Genomic DNA, 18,359 nt, shown 5'->3' with positions numbered 1-18,359 from the left:
ATTTAAAGCGAGGTGTGTATATGCAAAAAGCAATTAGTTTCTTTCTCCTTTTGTTTTGCCTCATTGTAGTAAACGAAACGTACGCCTATTCACCAAAATCTTTACCAATCTCTCAAAACTCTGATCAATGGCAAGTGAATATTGATAAACCGAAAAAAACAAACAAGAATATGCTTCAAGCTAAAAAAGATGAATTTCAAAACTATTTCTTCTCCGTGAAAAATCTTGGGAAAAATGAAGTGTATAATGTACAAGTTGAAGTCTTCCGCAACGAGCCCAAGACAAAAACAAAATATGAACTCTTTTCCTTAAAGGAAAGTCGTTTAGCAAGCGGAAAAGCTGGATTTGAACACGCTAATTTACCTGTTGCTACAAAAGCAGATGAGGTTGATGTTATTATTACGTGGCAAGAACACCCATTCCGCTCGATGCGGAATGGTCAAAAAGTTGAATCTAGAAAATTTAAAGAGCATTTTGTTTTTAAAGAAGCTAAAAAGTAAAGGGAATACGGATATATTCACACTATCATTGATATAGCTTTATTTACTAGTACCAGTTCATAAGCAAATTAAAAAGTCGTGGCTTATGAATGCCACGACTTTTTATATTAATTCGTACTAATTCCTCTCGCTGCCCAAATGCGATCAATATCAGCAGCATGTTGTCCACCATATAAAAGAGCATCTGCTTGCTTAATCGCTTTTGCTCCATCACTGAATTTAGAGTTTGGTGTTAATGACCAGTGCGATTGTAAAATAATTTTCGTTGCTACATCACGTCCAAATGCGTTTGCCATCTCGTATTGGCCTTGTGCCCAAATTTCACCATCATCATGCACTTCATTCGTTATATCTTTCGGATATACTTTGTTATTATCTAATCGGCGTAAGCATGTTGGATCTGAACTAGAATAAGCTGTTGCATCCCATTCTCCAACACATGCTTTTCCGTATCCCGTAGTCGATACTGCATCTTCGTAAGTAGCGCCTAAGAAGTCACCAAATCCTTCTCCCATTGCTCCGCCTTCTTCTGAGCTACCAAAACCAGGTACTTGATTATCTTGAATCGAATGCCCGTATTCATGTGCGATAATGCCAGCATCTTCCGCGTCATCTACTCCGCCAGTACCAAAAGTTAAAGCTTTCGTTGATGGAGAATAGAATGAGTTATCATCAGTTGTACCATTAACATTCACTTTTATCGAACGGTTATTAATATTTTTAAAACCCAACCCTTGAATATAACGCTGTAATGTATCGATATGATAATAAGACATCACATCTTCAAAGCTATCATTTGCACGTGTATAGTTAAATTGTAAGTTTGCAGATTTTGTTTTTGCTTTTGAAGAAATCGTTACATACTCGCCAATTAAAAATCCTGTTCCATCTAAACCTTTTAACGTAACAGTCTTCAATTGGTTCGTTAGGGCTGCTGAATCTGCATCATTATTATCTTTTAATCCTACTTTACTACCGCTAGATACGACCGGGTTAGGTAAAAATACTTTCCCTGACCCTTCAGCTTTTCGGTTTATATCAACCTTTTTAATTAGTTTTCCATTTTCTGCATCAATAAATGTTTCCCATGCACCAAATGGATTATTAGAATGGACTACAACTTTATATACTGGACGAGCAATTCCCTCTTCAATAATATATCCGAACTCTTTCTCTGTAGGAGCCCATAAGTTTTGCTCGCTTGCTTCTCCAACATACGCCATTGATTTTTGTATTGCATCTTTTTCACTAATTTTTGTCGTGATTTCCTTCACACCTGTAACAGACTGATAATCAGAAACAGCAAGTACCCCTTTTCCCTCTCCGTTAAGAGTAACCGTAATTTGTTTTGAAAATACGGGTGCACCATTTACTACTTGTTGGAATCTAACATATGAAGCTACTGACGTTTCTGTTGTAGAAATATATTGCAAGTCTGAAAGGTCTGTTTTCAATCCATACTGCGATGCATTTTCTTTTAAATATTCAGTTGCTTTTTTCTGCGGCGAATAAGCTTCTAGCTTTACTTGCTGTTGTTTTTCCAACGCCGAAACCGTAGAAATCGTCCCCATTACTAATGGCACAGTCATCGCCATTGCCACCATTTTTTTATTAAACATAGAACCACTCCCCCTAATAAAGTAGCTCAACCTTATCCCGTTACCACTCGGCAATCACTCCCCACAAAATGGAGGGATAAAAATTGAATCTACGAGTATTTCTCTATGAATAATTCTATTACCTTTCCATTTAGAGTGAGTGAAATTTTCTCAATATTTATGTGTAAAGTGAACACAATACTTTAGAAATATATTTCAACATCAATTCCTTTACCTTTAAGACTTTTAAAATACTGTGTAAAAAAATAGGTTGTTTTTTACCTAACGGTAGGTTGAAAAAAATATTAATGAATGATACGATGTATATAACCTTTTTTTAGGAGGCTTTATTATGAGCAAAAGTGAAGAAACACTCTCTTCAATTATGGAAGCAAGCTATCGACTGTTTGCCGAAAATGGTATTGCCAAAACGACCTATTCAATGATTGCTGAAGAAGTCGGAATTGCTAAACCGTCCATTTATTATTACTTTAAATCTAAAGATGCATTAATCGAATGTATTTTCACAGAATTATGTGCTGCGATGCAGTTTTCTTCCTTCTTCCATACAGAAGAGTTTACGAAAGAAAATTTTATTAAAAAATGTATTGAAATTGGATTCAAAATAATTGATGAACAGCAGAACGATCCTTATTTTAATCGTGTGTTGCAAGAATATGTATTACTATCTTCAAGAAATGATATGTACAAAGATCGATTACTAACTGTGCAAACAGAATATTTACAAGGATTTGAATCAATCCTTACAAAAGCAAATGAGCTTCAATTGATTGAAAATAAAAATCTAGTTTCAAAAGCTCATATGTTAGCATTAGTGCTTGATAATGTCGGGAATTTTATGATGTTACATGTGGATATAGATTATAAACAAATATGGATGGAAGCTGTAAACAGTATTTTTGAAAGAAGGGATTGAATTGAATACTAAAAAACGAATTATCGGCTTAGACTTTGCTAGGGCCTTGGCGATGTTTGGTATGCTGCTTGTTAATTTTATGGTGATAACAGGTGCAGAAGGAAATGGTCCCCCATTTTTAATAACCTTCATGTCACTTTTTGAAGGTAGAGCTTCTGCCTTGTTTGTTATACTTGCTGGAATTGGCATATCTTTAATGACTAGATCCTCTGTTGCTAGTAATGAAAAAATAAAAATTTCTAATAGCCGAAAGATCATATGGAAACGGGCACTATTCTTATTTATTTTAGGATTACTTTTATACGTAATGGAGTGGACTGGGGATATATTACACTACTATGGTGTTTACCTTTTCGTTGCTGCCTTACTCATTACAGTACGAAAAAAACTATTACTCTCACTTTCTATCATTATCCTACTCATCGCACAATCTCTTCAACTTACTTTCAATACCTTCGAAGGTTGGGAAGGCCCTACTCCATTTATAAACTATGTAGACTTCTGGACAGTAAACGGTTTTCTTCGCAATCTATTCTTTAATGGTTATCACCCTTTTTTCCCTTGGTTTTCGTTCTTCTTAATCGGTATGATAATTGGCAGATTAGATCTTCATAATAAAAAAATTAAAGAAAGATTACTCTTACTAGGTATTACAATCACAATATTGACAGAACTTTTATCAAAAGGACTTACAAACTTCTTTATTCCATACATCGGCAAAGAAGCTGCTACCTTTTTGTTTAATACAGGACCCATTTTACCAAATGTATTGTACATTTTATCTGCAACAGGATCTGCTATTGCTATATTAATAATTTGCCTCTATATCGCTGAAAAATATGAAAATAATTGGTTTGTTACTTCCATTGTACAAACAGGACAATTAACATTAACTCATTATGTAAGTCATGTATTTATCGGTATTGGAGCATTAATTCTATTCAATAGAATGGAACATCAAACACTACTTTTCGTTTTATTATTTGCTACTGCATTTTTCATTTTCAGTATTTTATTTAGCGTATTATGGAGAAAGAAATTTTCTAGAGGACCTATTGAATGGATTATGAGGAAATTAGCTAGTTAATTTACCTCCATACGAAAAAGGAAGTTGGAATCATTCCAACTTCCTTTTTTCTTTAATTAGCTGCACTTAATTTAATTCTAAGTTTTGTTTCACCTAAAGAAAGTTCATCGTCTTCGTTCGTTAAGTGACCAAATGTAAACTGTTTAACGAGTAAGTTTTCTTCCAATAAATCTTTATGGTTCGTTAACGTTCGTTGTAGTTCTTCTTCTGTATCGAGAATAACATCGACTCGTAAATTAACTGGTAAATTCAACTGTTTACGATATTCTTGAACCGCACGAATGAATTCACGCGCTACTCCTTCTTGTAACAATTCTTCCGTTACATTCGTATCTAACATAACTGTATATTGTCCGTTAGTCGTATTAGAGAATCCTGATTTTGCAACTTTCTCAACTAACACATCTTCAGCAGTTACAACTACTTCTTCTCCTGGTGTTGCTTCGTAAACTGCTCTTTCTGTTGATACAAAGTTTTGTACTTCTTCTTGTGATAATTGTTTTAGCCAACCATTCACTGCATTCACATTTTTACCGAATTTCGGCCCTGCTGTTTTAAAATTGAGCTTCAATTGATATGATGTGTATTTTGTTTCATCGAGTTCAACATGGAACGCTTTTACATTTAACTCATCCATAACGATATCACGATAAGATTCCCAATCCATATCATTCTCGTTATGCTCAAGTAATACAAGTTCTGCTAGCGGCTGTTTTACTTTTAAAGAATGCTGATTACGGTTACTTCTTCCAAGTTCAACAACTTGTAAAACAGCATCCATTTCCGCTTCTAATTTCGGTTGAAGTAGTGATTCATTTACAACTGGATAATCAGCTAAATGAACGCTACTTCCTTCTAAATTAAGATGAATGTCTTCCGCGACAAACGGTGTGAATGGTGCAATTAATTTACTAATTGTTACAAGTACTTCATGAAGTGTCTCATACGCAGCAGCTTTCTCAGCGTTCATACCAGATTCCCAGAAACGATTACGTGAGCGCCTTACATACCAGTTACTCACTTCATCTACAAGTGCTGCAATTTCACGAGCTGCATTCGTAAATTGATAATCATCAAGTGCAGTTCTCACTTTTTTCGTTGTACTATGCAATCTTGATAATACCCATTCGTCTAATTTCGTACGCTTTACATCATACGTTTCTTTCGGATTATACTCATCTAAATTTGCATATAAAACGTAGAAGCTATACACATTGACTAATGTATCTACAAATTTAGATTTCGCTTCCAGTACTGTTCTTTCAGAAAAACGCTTCGCATTCCACGGGGCACTATCAACGAGTAAAGCCCATCTTAGCGCATCTGCACCAAACTTATCTACTAAATCAACTGGGTCTAGTGCATTCCCTTTACTTTTAGACATTTTCTGCCCTTCTTCATCTAAAACATGCCCTAGTGATAACACTCGTTTATACGGTACTTTTCCTGTATATAGTGCTGATACTGCTAATAAACTATAAAACCAGCCGCGTGTTTGATCAATTCCTTCTGCAATAACATCAGCTGGAAACTGCTCTTCAAATAACTCTTTATTTTCAAATGGGTAATGATATTGTGCAAATGGCATGGAACCACTATCAAACCAAACATCAATTACTTCTGGTGTACGATTCATTGTGCCTCCGCATTTTTCGCAGCAGACTTGCACTTCATCTACATAAGGCTTATGCAATTCTAAATCTTCCGGTGTTTCTTTCGTACTATGCTTTCTTAATTCGGCAATGCTTTTCGGCGCAAACTGATGATCACAACTTTCACATTCCCATACGTTTAATGGCGTTCCCCAATATCTATTTCGGCTAATATTCCAGTCCACCATATTTTCTAAAAACTTACCAAAGCGTCCATGTTTCATGTGATCCGGATACCAAGTAACTGAATCATTATTTTGTAAAAATGTATCCTTAATTGCCGTTGTTCGGATTAACCAACTTTCTCCTGCATAATAAAGTAGTGGTGAATCACAACGCCAGCAATGTGGATAGCTATGTTCATATTTTTCTTTATGGTATAGTAAACCTTCTTTCGCTAAATAACGAACAATGTCAACGTCACAATCTTTTACAAATTTACCTTTCAAAAATGGTACCGCTTCTGTATACTCACCTTTTTCATCTACAACATGTAAAAATGACAATCCTTCACTTTGAACAACTCTATAATCGTCCTCTCCATATGCTGGAGCAATATGGACAAGTCCTGTACCACTATCTGCCGTTACAAAATCTGCTGCGATAACGCGGTAACCATTGGTAACTTCTTTCATCGGAAATGGCGCTGTATAAGATGTATTTAATAATTCTTCGCCTTTATGAACAGATAATACTTCATAGTTTTCTTTTAATACTTCTTGTACACGTTCTTTCGCAACAATGTATACATGACCTTCTTGTTTTGCTTTAACATATTCCATATTTGGATGTACAGCAAGCGCAACATTTGCTGGAAGTGTCCAAGGCGTTGTTGTCCAGCCTAAGAAATACTCATTTTCACTATCTTTCACTTTAAACTTCACTGTTGCACTTAAATCTTTTACTGTTTTATACCCTTGTGCAACCTCATGTGAGCTCAATGAAGTTTGGCAGCTTGGACAGTATGGCGAAACTCTATGCCCTTTATATAACAATCCTTTTTCATGAATCGTCCCTAAAATATGCCATACACTTTCGATATATGGATTCTCTAAAGTAACATATGGATCATCCATATCTACCCAATAACCAATACTTTCAGTAAATTCACGCCACTGCTTCTCATATGTGAATACACTCTCTTTACACTTTTGAATAAATGGTTCAATACCATATTCTTCAATTTCATGTTTACCAGAAATACCAAGTTGCTTCTCAACGCCTAATTCTACAGGTAAACCATGTGTATCCCATCCCGCTTTTCTTAACACTTTATAACCAGCCATCGTTTTATATCTTGCTACTAAATCTTTAATTGTTCGTCCAAGTGCATGACCTACATGCGGTAGTCCGTTCGCCGTTGGTGGTCCTTCATAAAACACGAAAGACTGTGCGCCTTCTCGATTCTGAATTGATTGTTCGAAAATATTTTGTTCGTTCCACTGTTTGCGAATTCGCGTTTCTCTTCCTACAGCTGATTCTTTTACATCTACTTTTTCCATATACAATCACTCCTTTGAATATTTTAAAGCACACAAAAAACCCATCCCTATAAAGTAGGGACGGGTTTACCCGCGATACCACCCTAATTCTATTAGCTTTTTTCACTAATAGCACTTAGCAACGTACTATCATACGTGTTCTTTGTAACGGTAGACATCCGTCCGAGCTTACTCACTTTCAGCCTCGGCTCCTCGGAGATGATTTTCAAATAACGTCTGCACACCGGCTTTCAGCAATATACCGGCTCTCTGGAGAACAGCTCACTATTTTACTCTTTCTCGTCTTCAGATTTGTATACTTTGTTAACAGCTATTCTATGCCATTTGGTAACTAATTGTCAACTAATTCGAAATATATTTTCATTTATACCCTTTTTTCACTATTTAAATACATATACTATTACTTTTCAAATTCCCGTAATCCTGCTAAATCTTTATCTTCCTCGATAAGTTCAGCAAAAAATCCCGATTCATCCTCACGAAGTACAATCGAAAGCTCTTCTTTCGCCTCTTCATTTCTGTTTAACATCGCTAAATAACAAGCATGATCATATCTTGCTAACAAATGACTCGAATCAATTGTTAATACTTCACTCGTTATTTGTTCTGCCTTTATCGTTTGACCAATTCCGTGATACGAAGATGCTAAAGACAGCAGAATTTCCGTTTCATTTGGATGATGTATAGAAGCACCTTCTAATACATGAATTGCTTCTTCAAACTTCCCTTGGCTTTGGTACATTTCTCCTAAAGCAAGGAATCCTCTACTTACAAACGGTGTTTTCTCCGTTAATTGTAAATAAATCTTTTCTGCTTTTCCTTCTTCCCCAGCTTTAAAGAATACTTGTGCTTGTAAAAGAAGAGTATCGTAATCATCCGGTAGTTCTCGAACCATTTGCTTCGTTAATTCCAAAGCATCTCTTAACATCTCATCTTCCTCACACTCAATGAAAAGATTTACAAGTTGCTTCGCTACTTCATAATCCCATTTATTTTCTAGTGACGTGTGCAGAATCTCTATTGCTTCTTTATTCATCTCTACATTCTCGTAAAATAGCGCAAATCGCTGTGCTGCCATACTATTTTTCGGATTTAACTTTAAAGAGATTTCATATAAATCAATTATCATAGTAACCATTGAAATTTCTCTCGCACGATTTTTCATACGATAAAAAGCTCTCGTAATGATAGATCGTTTCGGCTGTTCATGCAACTGACGTTCAATCCATATTTCCGTAACCGCAGCTGCAGCATACATGAATGCTGTACTTCTTTCTGCTTTTTTCACCTTTAATGTATGAAGAAAATCTCGTATGCTAGACAATTTTTTATGTTGCTCTACCGCTTTTACATAAACATCAAATATACGTTCATTATCAAAATCTTTTTGTATTACTTTCATTGCAACTTCAATTGCTTTTACATTTCTTTGTTTCACTAATACTTTTGCATAATGATATAAAACTTCTGTATGACCTTCATCTAATTGTAGCGCTTCTTCAATTCGTGCCTGTTCTTTATCTATTTCATTCATCGCACCATGCACATATGCAATCGCATCTAATCGCCATATTTCAGGTACTTCATCCGTTAATTGTTCCAATTCCATAAGAAGCTCTTCCTGAAGATTCATATCTACTGAAAGCTGTGCCAAATATTCCATATTAATATGCACCGGCTCTTCTTTCATCGCCTGAACCATATGATGTTGTTCTTTTGAACTATTGCCTTCTTTTTCGTATATTTCTGCAAGTTGTAAATGTACACCTATGAAATTTCCATCAAGCTCTAAGCATGTTTCATACGCCTGTTTTGCTTCTGCCAATTGCCCGAGTGCCATAAGTGATTCACCAATTCGGTAATATGGTAATGCCGTTTTCTTTTGTTCTATTGCCTTATTGTATCTTTTCATCGCTTGGTCGTACTGCCCGATAGATTCATATAAAATACCTGTATAACAACCATACTCACTTACTTCATTTCTTTCCTTTTGTAACGTTCTTAAATACGCTATACCTCGTTGTACAAACACCGTTCCTTTAATTCGATTGACATATTCATCTAACGCACTTGCTACATTATAATCGCTTTTCTTTATACCATTTTCTAACTTAGACAGTGCTACTTTAAACCCTTCTTCATTTCCACCAAGTTCAAGTTCAGCATCCCATAACACCATTCCTGCATTCATGAGGAAATCTTGGCTCTTTTCAATTTGTTTTTCAAGACCATGAATATATTCTTTTGCTTCCTTGTATTGTTCTCTTGCCATATAAACTTGTGTAAGTCCGAAGTGAGAATAAACATCCTCATCATTTTCTTCTAAAGCACGCTTATACAATACTTCTGCTTCTTTCAAGCTATCATTTTGAAAATGATAGTCACCTAATTTTACGTAAAGAGGTGCTTTATCATCACAATTCTCAATACCGTTTAATAAAATTTCTTTCGTACTTTCCTCATCCTTCAAATCAGATTCGTATATTTCCGAAAGTTTCGTATAAATGTAAGGTGCATTACTATCCAAATGAATCGCTACTTTAAGCCCTTTTATTGCTAAATATAATTTTCCTAATTGATGTGCACATCTCGCTCGTTCATACCATACATGCGCCTCATATTTATACTCTTTTAACAAGTCATTAAAGATTTCATATGCTTCTTCATATCTTTCTAAATCTATTAATATTAAACCGTGATTCGTTAAAGTGAATCTTTCAGGACTACGCTCTAACGCAACTTGAGAGTACTGCAATGCTTTTTCAGATTGATCGATATACATATAGGATAAAGCGAGAAAACTCCAAGCAATCGGCTGATCTGCGTCTAACTGTAATGATGAACGAAAACTTGAAATTGCTTCTATATACCTTTCCTGCTCAAAAGCATATCTTCCATTTATCAAATGATATAAAGCACGATTATTTTTCTTCTCAACACTTGTCAGCATTTGCTCCGCTTTCTCTACTTCCTGAAGACGAATAAAACACTGTGCACCATGCAATTTAACAAAATCCGAGTTCGGAAACTTTTCCATTAACTTTTCGATACAATATAAAATAAATTCTTTATCTACTTCAACATCTAAGTGCTTTATCGTATATAACCACGTATTTGAATTATCGATTGTTTCTTTTAAAAATTGTACTAAGTTACTAATTCCCTCTTTATCATGTTCATCTAAATGATCCGTAAGAGAAAAAATAGATTTAAAATAACGATTTTCTTCCTCACTTAGAAATGCTAGTTGCTCCTTCTTTTCTTTCGGAACAAACGTGATTGCTAAACATCCTGTATAACGATATTTCTCTTGCAATTTACTATATTCCACAAGAACTGGCTCTATAAAGTTTGGATCTTGAACATAGAAAGCTTGCAATGTATCATCATATCCAGATAGCACTTGTACATGTGAAGCATGCTCAATATCTATACTTAATAAAACAGGAACTCCTTCGCCCAGTAGTCTCTTATAATTCTCTTCATTCCCTTTAAAATAACGATATTCATAACCTAATTCCTCTAAATAAGAAACAGTATCTGAAAATTTCGATCCTGCCATATCAAAAATAAACTCTGCTATTTCATCTTGTGTACGTTTCTCTCCCCATATACGCAACATCATTTCTAAACTTGTCGGAACACAATAATTATCCTTTTGTACAACTGGAACTATCGGCAAGTGAACCTTTTTTCCATCTGGATTTTTTTCTAAATTATGATATAAAGACTCTTTTAAACTCTTTTCTTCTTTTAATAGCCTTTGTAAATCTGCAAATTTATTCATTTTATAAAGCGCTTCTGCACGTAAATGTACAAAGTAAGTGTTATAAGCATGATATGGCAGCTGCGTATTTATGTTATCTATTACCGCTAACATCTCTTCATATTGCTCTAAATCTAATAAATACTTTACCTTCTCAAAATGAAAATATGGTACTTGTGGGAACTTTACAATTGCATCATCAATTAACTGTAGCGCACGTTTTTGTTCCCCTTTATTCGCATACAATTGTGATAATAAATAGGTAGATAACTCTTCACAATCTTCATGCTGCTTACCAGCAATAAATTGCTCTTCCGCTTTCTCCCATTCACCTGTATGCATATAAACGTAGCCCCATTTATCAAAGACTGCGCGTGTACTGTACTCCTCTGCTTTTTGCATATACATTAACGCTTCTTCGATTCGTTTCATTTCTAAAAGACATCGTACTAACGTAAAATATGTTTTCGCTAAAAAATCTGCATCTATTTCTTCTTTATCTAACTCTTCTAAAGAAGATTTTAACAACTGCTCTGCTTCAAGAATTTTCCGCTCATCAATTAACTCATCACAATATAAAGAGAGCGTTCTCAAATTTGGGAATTTTTTATAAGCGTAGCGAATGAGGAATGAACTATATTGGTGCATAAGCCCTTCATCAGTAAGGCGAATTAATATATCAAACTCCTTATGTGAAGGAATATTAGCAAGCCAATTCTTCACATAGGATAAAGTATTCGTTTCTTTTATATATGAAATTTCATTATTTATTTCCTGTAATCCATCTACAAATCTCTTATCTTTCAAACACGCTTCTAACTGCTTAAAATCTAGCATGCATTCACCTCGAATTTATATTTATACTGCTACTTGCTTAGATTTTACACATCATATTGTATGTATTCAACTAAAATCTCCTATAATCGCTGGTATTAATTAATATTATTCAAATTTATAATAAAATATAGTAAAACTAATTGTTTTTCTCCAGATTTTGTTTGATTATATGAAATAACGTAACATGAAGATTTTATCTTTTAGAAGCTAAAATCCATACATGAAATTATATCCACGATTAGATGGTGGATATCGATTTACCGAAATTACACGACAATCCTCATATCACACTTTTTAACATTCTATATCACCAAATGTAATTTTCATATTAGGAGCGTACACTAATGAAGAGTGTATATGAAATGCGTTAAAAAACCGCAGTTCTGCATCATATTGTACTAACGCTTCCTCATATGTTAATCCTCTTACCATTAAACGTTCTATAAATTGCTGTTTATTCCCCGGATTTCCCGCAATCCCCTCTTCTTTTAATGATTGATACAAATTGTTTTTATCATTGTAATGCATATTTGAATCTAAAAAATTCACTTTATCGCTCACTCTACACTCAATATTTTTCACACCTAATTCACTTAAATACACTGGTATTTTCATGCCGATATTACCGTCTTTATCGTTTCTCTTCATGTCACTTTCAAATAATTTCTGCAAGACACCTAACTGGATGATTTCTGATTGATTCTCTCCATTTAATACATAGGAAGACATATTTGACATCCAATGCGGTTCAAAACAAATTATTTTACCTCCCTTTTTAATTGAATGTATCATTTTTTGTAGCATCGTTTCTGGAGTAGTCATATGTAATAAGAAAGCATGGCAGATTGCTATATCATATTTATTGTTCAATTCAATTTCTGTAGCATCCCCCTCCATAAATTCTGATTCATATGGAAGTGAACGAAACAACTCTCTTGCTTCAGCTATTAATGCTGCTCCGCTATCGATGCCTGTATACTTTGATCCAACTGGAAGTAACGGCAACAAAACTAACCCTAAATAACCATATCCACAGCCATAATCAACAATATGTACTGGCTCAGAAATCTTCCAAACTGAATTCACTAGAAAGCTTACATAATCATTATTGTAATATAAATCTCTCGTGTTTTTTAAATACGCTAGTTTACTGTTCCAATCGTATGTTTCCAACGTCTAACGCCTCCTTTTATATACACACTTTACAATTCTCCATTTAACAAAAACATTCCTACACTTTAAATAATTCTCTCAAAAATTAGTTTTAATAAAGTGAAATTACCGCTTACACCGTTCCTATACAAAATAAAAAAGGCGTACATATCTGTAATGATACATACACCTTTTATGCTACATCTCCTCAGGAGCCTCCACCCCAAGTAAACGTAATCCTTCTTTTAATACAACCGTCACAGCATAAGCTAATGCGAGTCTACTGTCTTTCTCTTCACTCTCTTCTAATATACGCACATTTCCATAATATTTATTAAACGATTGTGCTACATCTAATACGTATTTCGAAATAACCGATGGCTCATTTTTGTTGAAGGCTACTTCAATTACTTGTGGGAATTTATTAAGTAATTTTACAACGCTCCAGCTATGATCATCTTTTAAGGTAAACGTACACGTTTCAAATTCTACACTTTCTTTTCTTAAAATAGAGCAAGCACGTGCATGTGTGTACTGTACATACGGTCCTGTTTCTCCCTCAAATTTCAGCATATTTTCTAATGAGAATTCGATATTATGCATACGCTCATTTTTTAAATCATGGAAGATGACTGCACCAACACCAACTTGCTTTGCTACTTCTTCTTTCTGTTTTAAGTTTGGATTTTTCTCTTCAATATTTTGTTTTGCAAGTTCGATTGCTTCTTCAAGTACTTCTTCGAGTAGAATAACTCTTCCTTTACGTGTCGACATTTTCTTGCCGTCTTTTAAAATGAAGCCAAACGGTACGTGTTCCATACCATCAACCCAAGTATAGCCAATTTTTTTTAATACAGTGAAAAATTGATTGAAATGTAAGCTTTGTTCTGGGCCAACAACATATAGCGCTTTATCAAACCCATAAGTGTTTTGACGATATAAAGCTGCTGTTAAGTCACGGGTTGCATAAATCGTCGCACCATCTGATTTTCTAATTAAACAAGGCGGCATTCCTTCTTCTTCTAAATTAACGACTAATGCGCCTTCTGATTCTTCAAGCAACTCATGTTCTTCTAAAATCCCAATAAAATCTTCCATTAAGTTATTATAAAAAGCTTCTCCTTGAAAATTAGTAAATTCTACACCGAGAAGTTCATAAATGCGAGAAAATTCTTTAAGGGACTCGTGACGGAACCAATTCCAAAGCTCTACCGCTTCTTCATCACCTTCTTCTAGTTTTTTAAACCAAGCACGACCTTTTTCTTCTAGTTCTTCATTCTCTTTTACTTCTACATGAAACTGAACATATAGTTTAAATAATTCACGTATTGGATCCTCTTTAACTACTGCTTCATTTCCCCATTTTTTATATGCGGTAATTAACTTTCCAAACTGTGTTCCCCAATCTCCAATATAATTGATTCCTACAACTTCATAGCCACATTTTTCAGCGATATGTTTCAGCGAATTCCCTATCATTGTAGAACGTAAATGCCCCATCGAAAAAGGTTTTGCGATATTAGGAGAGGAATAATCGATAACTACCGTTTTTTCACATCCAAAGTGGTTTTGACCGTACTCTTCTTTCTTAGCTAAAACCGTTTTTAATACTGCATCACTTACAGTTTCACGATTAAAAAATACATTTACATAAGGACCAACAGCTTCTACTTTCGTAAAGAACGGATCATTTAATTTTTCAGCAACTTCCTTTGCGATAATAGCTGGTGACTTTTTATACTGTTTTGTTAGTAAAAAGCATGGGAACGCTGCATCTCCAAATTCATCTTGTTTCGGTGTTTCGATTAAATCTAAAATTTGATTTTGCGTTAATTCACTCGTAAAAATATTGAATAAACTTTTCGCAAACTGCGTTTTATAATCCATGATATAACCTCCTTATTTTTTAAAACACAAAAAACTCGTCTCTAAAAAAGAGACGAGTTTTAACCCGTGGTACCACCCTTGTTGTTCGTTACGAACCACTTTCCCGTTTATAACGAGGACAGGGGGCCTCGGCTTTCTCTACTATTCGTTCAAGAAGCATCTCCGAAGTGCGCTTCATCTTTTTCTTCCGTACTAGGCTCACACCATCCCCAGCTCGCTTTCCTTCTAAAAAAGACTACTCTCTTCATCACAGACAGTAAATTTAATTAATTATTGCTTATTATACATCTTTTCAAACAATTAGCAAGGGTCAATTACACCAAAGTGAAACTTAGCACTTTTTCTTTTGTATACGTGAAAATTGTGTTTTTCAAATCTAGAACTACGGAAATGATCTTTTAATACGACACGCTTTCTCGCCACTCGCTTCGCCTCCGCAATTGTTTCATCAGTAATATCATGATACAAAGCGAAGTGTTTTAATCCTTTAATTCCGTCAGATTCTATGACAGTTTCTTCAAACATAGGATCAAGGTAAACGACATCGTAACTATCGTCTTCACATTGCGCTAAAAATGAAAAATGCTCCGTTTGCTTTACTTGGATTCTTTGCATTGCTTCATCAATTTCAGAAACAGATGAAGACCATGTTTTCAAACCATTTCTCATGATATAAGCCATGTATTCATTGCCTTCAAGTCCTGTTACGTTTCCACTTTCACCGACAACATAACTAGCTACAATACTATCTGATGCCATACCGAGCGTACAATCTAATACTGTCATTCCGCTCTCTAATTTAGCAGCTTGCACAAACGGATCGTGTTCTCCGCGCATTAATCTTTTCACACGAAACATTGCTGAGTTCGGATGAAAGAAAAACGATTCTTCCGTACCTTTCGGATAAATAGCTAATCGATTCTTTCCTACGACAAGTACATCTTCTTCATACTGCTCATGCAGTTTATGTACTGGTATATCATTACGCATAATGAAAGAACGATTTAATTCTTCCGCTACCTTTTTTGCATATGCTGCCATTTCTTTATTTGTTCTTCCTGCTGTTGTTACTATCATTGTTTCACCTCTATATAAAGAAAAGAGGGAGATTTACTCTCCCCCTTCTTTTAGCAATTCTTTTCGAAAGCTTGCTCTAAGTTCGTAATAATTTCGTCCATAGTTGCACCTTCAATTTCATGACGGTGAATGAAGTGAACAACTTCTTTTCCTTTTAATAATGCCATTGATGGTGAAGATGGCGGAATTTCTCCGAAATATTCACGCATTTTTGCAGTAGCATCTTTATCTTGACCTGCGAATACAGTTACAAGATGATCAGGTTGTTTTTCAGCACGAACAACCGCTTGACCTGCTGATGGACGTGCTAAACCAGCTGCACAGCCACAAACAGAATTTACAACTACTAAAGTTGTACCTGATGTATTTTCCATAAATTCTGTTACAGCTTCTTCTGTAGTTAACTCTTCAAACCCAGAACGCACTAACTCTTGGCGCATTGGGATTACCATTTGGCGCATGTATTCTTCATAAGCATTTGACATCTTGTAATCTCTCCTTCAACTTTCATTCCAAATTCATCATATCACGCTCTATTACTAGGTGCAAAAGAAAGATTACGATGATTTCATTTTTTTGTAGGGATTTCACAAACCCCACCGCGACAATGTCCAACTGGGACAAGTTTTCTATTGTTAGCGATATAATCGTATACTTTACTTCCAAAACCAAGTACGATAGATAGCTTTATAAAAGGAACGGCAAACCAATAAGATGGAACGGCCTTTGCTAATACATCTATGCTCTGAATGCCGTCATACCATTTATTATTTTTAAAAATATACATTCTTTGTTCCATCTTACTTTGTAGTTCTTGAGAAAGCTCATACTTCTCAACTACATCTTCATCTCGAAATGAAACAAATTTCATCTTACCTTTTTTATCTAATTTTTTCGTACGTTCTGCAACCGCCGTACACATCGGACACCAACTATCATAGAAAACAATCATACATTATTCCCCTTTACGAGACTCCGTCATTTGTTTCCATACAGAACCTTTTGCTTCTTCTCCGCCTTCAATACGCTCTAATGCTAGACGCGCTTGCATCGCTACTTCAAACTCTGGATCATCTTGCGCTGCTTTTAATGCTGGAATCGCACTTTCATCTCCAAGCTCAAATAAGAACATCGCTGCACGCCAGCGTACTAATTTACTTGAATCTTTCAGAGATTTAATCATAACGAACATCGCTGCTGGATCACCTACGTCTGATAAACAATCGCCTGCTGTACGGCGAACACTTACTGAACGATCTAATAACGCCTTATATAATAATGGCAATACTCCATCACCTTTTACCATACCTAAATACGCTGTTGCTAAACGACGAATCGAAACTTTTTCATCATCTAACGCCATCTTCAACACTGGAATATCTTCTTCAGCAGGATCCATTTGTTCTAATGCTGCAAAACGGTTTTTCCAGTCAGCATCTTTCATCATCTCTTCTGTTACTTTATATGGCTCACGCTTTTGAATCGTTACTTCAACAGCACCTGCCTGGTTTAATAATTCTTTAACCGTTTCATTTACACGTTCTTCTGAATAAGCAGCAACAATCTCTTCTACTACTTCTTTCCCGATTTCTTCAAAATTACCGTAACGTGTACTTTGTTCTACCCATTTTCGCTCTTTTACAACGTTTGGTGCAGACATTTGTACCTTCATAATTGATTCTTTAAAACGCTCTGGTAAGCCAACACGTTCTTCCGATGTTCCATCTGTTAACTTTACTTGCATTGGAATAGTAAAGAACATTTGAACAAACACTTTCACTTCCCCAAAATGAGCAAGTTGTTGTTCTTCACTTTCTTCCACTACTTCTTCGCCAAAAACAGCACGAACTTGTTGTAATAAAACTTTCCAGTCATACTTTGCATTTCGCTCCACTGCTAAAAAGTCTGCTACATGATACACACCTTTAATGCCTTCAATTTTCAAAATTTCTTGCACTTGTACTGGTGCTTGTTCTTTATTTTCATTTGTATAATTATTACGCGCTCCTGATGGTAATACTTCATTCAAAATAACTTTCATTGTATTTGGACTTGGCGTCGGTTCAATTGCTTTAATCTTCACGTAAAAAACTCTCCTTTATTGCGTGTTCTTAGCTGTATTGTAACATGTTAACACTCTATACTCCTACTCGGATGCTTAATTTTACTACTTTCTTCCCGCTACCATACTATTTCATTATTTTTACATTTCAAATTAGGAATGAGATTTTAAAAGCTTTCGATTCCAATGATTTTTATTTTCCATCCATTTCTTGAGGTAACGCCAGTATTTTTGAAATAAAACACGCTAAGCAAAAAAATATAATAAGCTGTCCATATGGATAGCTTATTTAGTCGGGTAAG

12 protein-coding genes and 2 other annotated features are annotated in these 18,359 nt (G+C 35.0%); of the genes, 3 read left to right on the top strand and 9 right to left on the bottom strand.

The genetic code is table 11. The features are described from left to right. The first annotated feature begins 20 nt into the window (after positions 1-20). Positions 21-500 carry a hypothetical protein gene (locus COK05_RS07540; protein ID WP_098612085.1) on the top strand — a complete coding sequence of 160 codons (480 nt, stop codon included), beginning with the start codon at positions 21-23 and terminating at the stop codon, positions 498-500. A 107-nt stretch (positions 501-607) separates the two neighbouring features. Here COK05_RS07540 and COK05_RS07535 read toward each other — a convergent pair whose 3' ends face one another. Beyond that, positions 608-2,119, bottom strand: a complete 1,512-nt coding sequence (locus COK05_RS07535; protein WP_098612084.1) for a M36 family metallopeptidase — start codon at positions 2,117-2,119, stop codon at positions 608-610. A 331-nt stretch (positions 2,120-2,450) separates the two neighbouring features. On the opposite strand from COK05_RS07535, the gene COK05_RS07530 reads away from it, so the two are divergent. Then, positions 2,451-3,035 (top strand): TetR/AcrR family transcriptional regulator, encoded by a 585-nt coding sequence (locus tag COK05_RS07530; protein ID WP_098612083.1) that lies wholly within the window; start codon positions 2,451-2,453, stop codon positions 3,033-3,035. 1 nt (position 3,036) lies between these two features. Beyond that, positions 3,037-4,122, top strand: a complete 1,086-nt coding sequence (locus COK05_RS07525; protein WP_141538943.1) for a DUF418 domain-containing protein — start codon at positions 3,037-3,039, stop codon at positions 4,120-4,122. Between the two features lie 52 nt (positions 4,123-4,174). On the opposite strand, the gene ileS is transcribed toward COK05_RS07525, so the two are convergent. The 8 genes from ileS to COK05_RS07485 form a co-directional block, all read right to left on the bottom strand. After that, the gene (gene ileS, locus COK05_RS07520; protein ID WP_098612081.1) at positions 4,175-7,276 is read right to left on the bottom strand and encodes an isoleucine--tRNA ligase; all 3,102 of its coding nucleotides are present in this window, start codon (positions 7,274-7,276) and stop codon (positions 4,175-4,177) included. A 53-nt stretch (positions 7,277-7,329) separates the two neighbouring features. Continuing rightward, positions 7,330-7,571 (bottom strand) — a binding site (T-box leader). A 105-nt stretch (positions 7,572-7,676) separates the two neighbouring features. Beyond that, positions 7,677-11,879 carry a bacteriocin-processing peptidase family protein gene (locus COK05_RS07515; protein ID WP_098612080.1) on the bottom strand — a complete coding sequence of 1,401 codons (4,203 nt, stop codon included), beginning with the start codon at positions 11,877-11,879 and terminating at the stop codon, positions 7,677-7,679. Positions 11,880-12,173: 294 nt separating this feature from the next. Further along, positions 12,174-13,052 (bottom strand): class I SAM-dependent methyltransferase, encoded by an 879-nt coding sequence (locus COK05_RS07510; RefSeq protein WP_098612079.1) that lies wholly within the window; start codon positions 13,050-13,052, stop codon positions 12,174-12,176. A 177-nt stretch (positions 13,053-13,229) separates the two neighbouring features. Next, positions 13,230-14,918 (bottom strand): arginine--tRNA ligase, encoded by a 1,689-nt coding sequence (gene argS / locus COK05_RS07505; protein WP_098612078.1) that lies wholly within the window; start codon positions 14,916-14,918, stop codon positions 13,230-13,232. Positions 14,919-14,963: 45 nt separating this feature from the next. Then, positions 14,964-15,178, bottom strand: a binding site (T-box leader). Positions 15,179-15,218: 40 nt separating this feature from the next. Then, positions 15,219-15,995, bottom strand: coding sequence for a class I SAM-dependent methyltransferase (locus COK05_RS07500; protein ID WP_098612077.1), 777 nt, complete (start codon positions 15,993-15,995; stop codon positions 15,219-15,221). 50 nt (positions 15,996-16,045) lie between these two features. Beyond that, entirely contained in the window at positions 16,046-16,480 is a 435-nt protein-coding gene (locus COK05_RS07495) for a BrxA/BrxB family bacilliredoxin (RefSeq protein WP_000063706.1), read from the bottom strand. An 83-nt stretch (positions 16,481-16,563) separates the two neighbouring features. Then, positions 16,564-16,947, bottom strand: coding sequence for a thiol-disulfide oxidoreductase DCC family protein (locus tag COK05_RS07490; RefSeq protein WP_098612076.1), 384 nt, complete (start codon positions 16,945-16,947; stop codon positions 16,564-16,566). 3 nt (positions 16,948-16,950) lie between these two features. Then, on the bottom strand, positions 16,951-18,078 hold the full coding sequence (locus tag COK05_RS07485; protein WP_098612075.1) for a conserved virulence factor C family protein: 1,128 nt from the start codon (positions 18,076-18,078) through the stop codon (positions 16,951-16,953). Between the last annotated feature and the right edge of the window lie 281 nt (positions 18,079-18,359).

It is taken from the genome of Bacillus cereus (assembly GCF_002567495.1).
Taxonomy (GTDB): Bacteria; Bacillota; Bacilli; order Bacillales; family Bacillaceae_G; genus Bacillus_A; species Bacillus_A cereus_AQ.
The sequence above is the reverse complement of the archived record's forward strand: the minus strand, read 5'-3'. Positions and strand labels throughout refer to the sequence as shown.

What these genes read in the sequence shown, in the direction of transcription:
- COK05_RS07490 (WP_098612076.1), bottom strand. Translation starts at nt 16,947, where the DNA reads ATGATTGTTTTCTATGATAGTTGGTGTCCGATGTGTACGGCGGTTGCA.
- argS (WP_098612078.1), bottom strand. Translation starts at nt 14,918, where the DNA reads ATGGATTATAAAACGCAGTTTGCGAAAAGTTTATTCAATATTTTTACG.
- COK05_RS07535 (WP_098612084.1), bottom strand. Translation starts at nt 2,119, where the DNA reads ATGTTTAATAAAAAAATGGTGGCAATGGCGATGACTGTGCCATTAGTA.
- COK05_RS07530 (WP_098612083.1), top strand. Translation starts at nt 2,451, where the DNA reads ATGAGCAAAAGTGAAGAAACACTCTCTTCAATTATGGAAGCAAGCTAT.
- COK05_RS07495 (WP_000063706.1), bottom strand. Translation starts at nt 16,480, where the DNA reads ATGTCAAATGCTTATGAAGAATACATGCGCCAAATGGTAATCCCAATG.
- COK05_RS07540 (WP_098612085.1), top strand. Translation starts at nt 21, where the DNA reads ATGCAAAAAGCAATTAGTTTCTTTCTCCTTTTGTTTTGCCTCATTGTA.
- ileS (WP_098612081.1), bottom strand. Translation starts at nt 7,276, where the DNA reads ATGGAAAAAGTAGATGTAAAAGAATCAGCTGTAGGAAGAGAAACGCGA.
- COK05_RS07500 (WP_098612077.1), bottom strand. Translation starts at nt 15,995, where the DNA reads ATGATAGTAACAACAGCAGGAAGAACAAATAAAGAAATGGCAGCATAT.
- COK05_RS07515 (WP_098612080.1), bottom strand. Translation starts at nt 11,879, where the DNA reads ATGCTAGATTTTAAGCAGTTAGAAGCGTGTTTGAAAGATAAGAGATTT.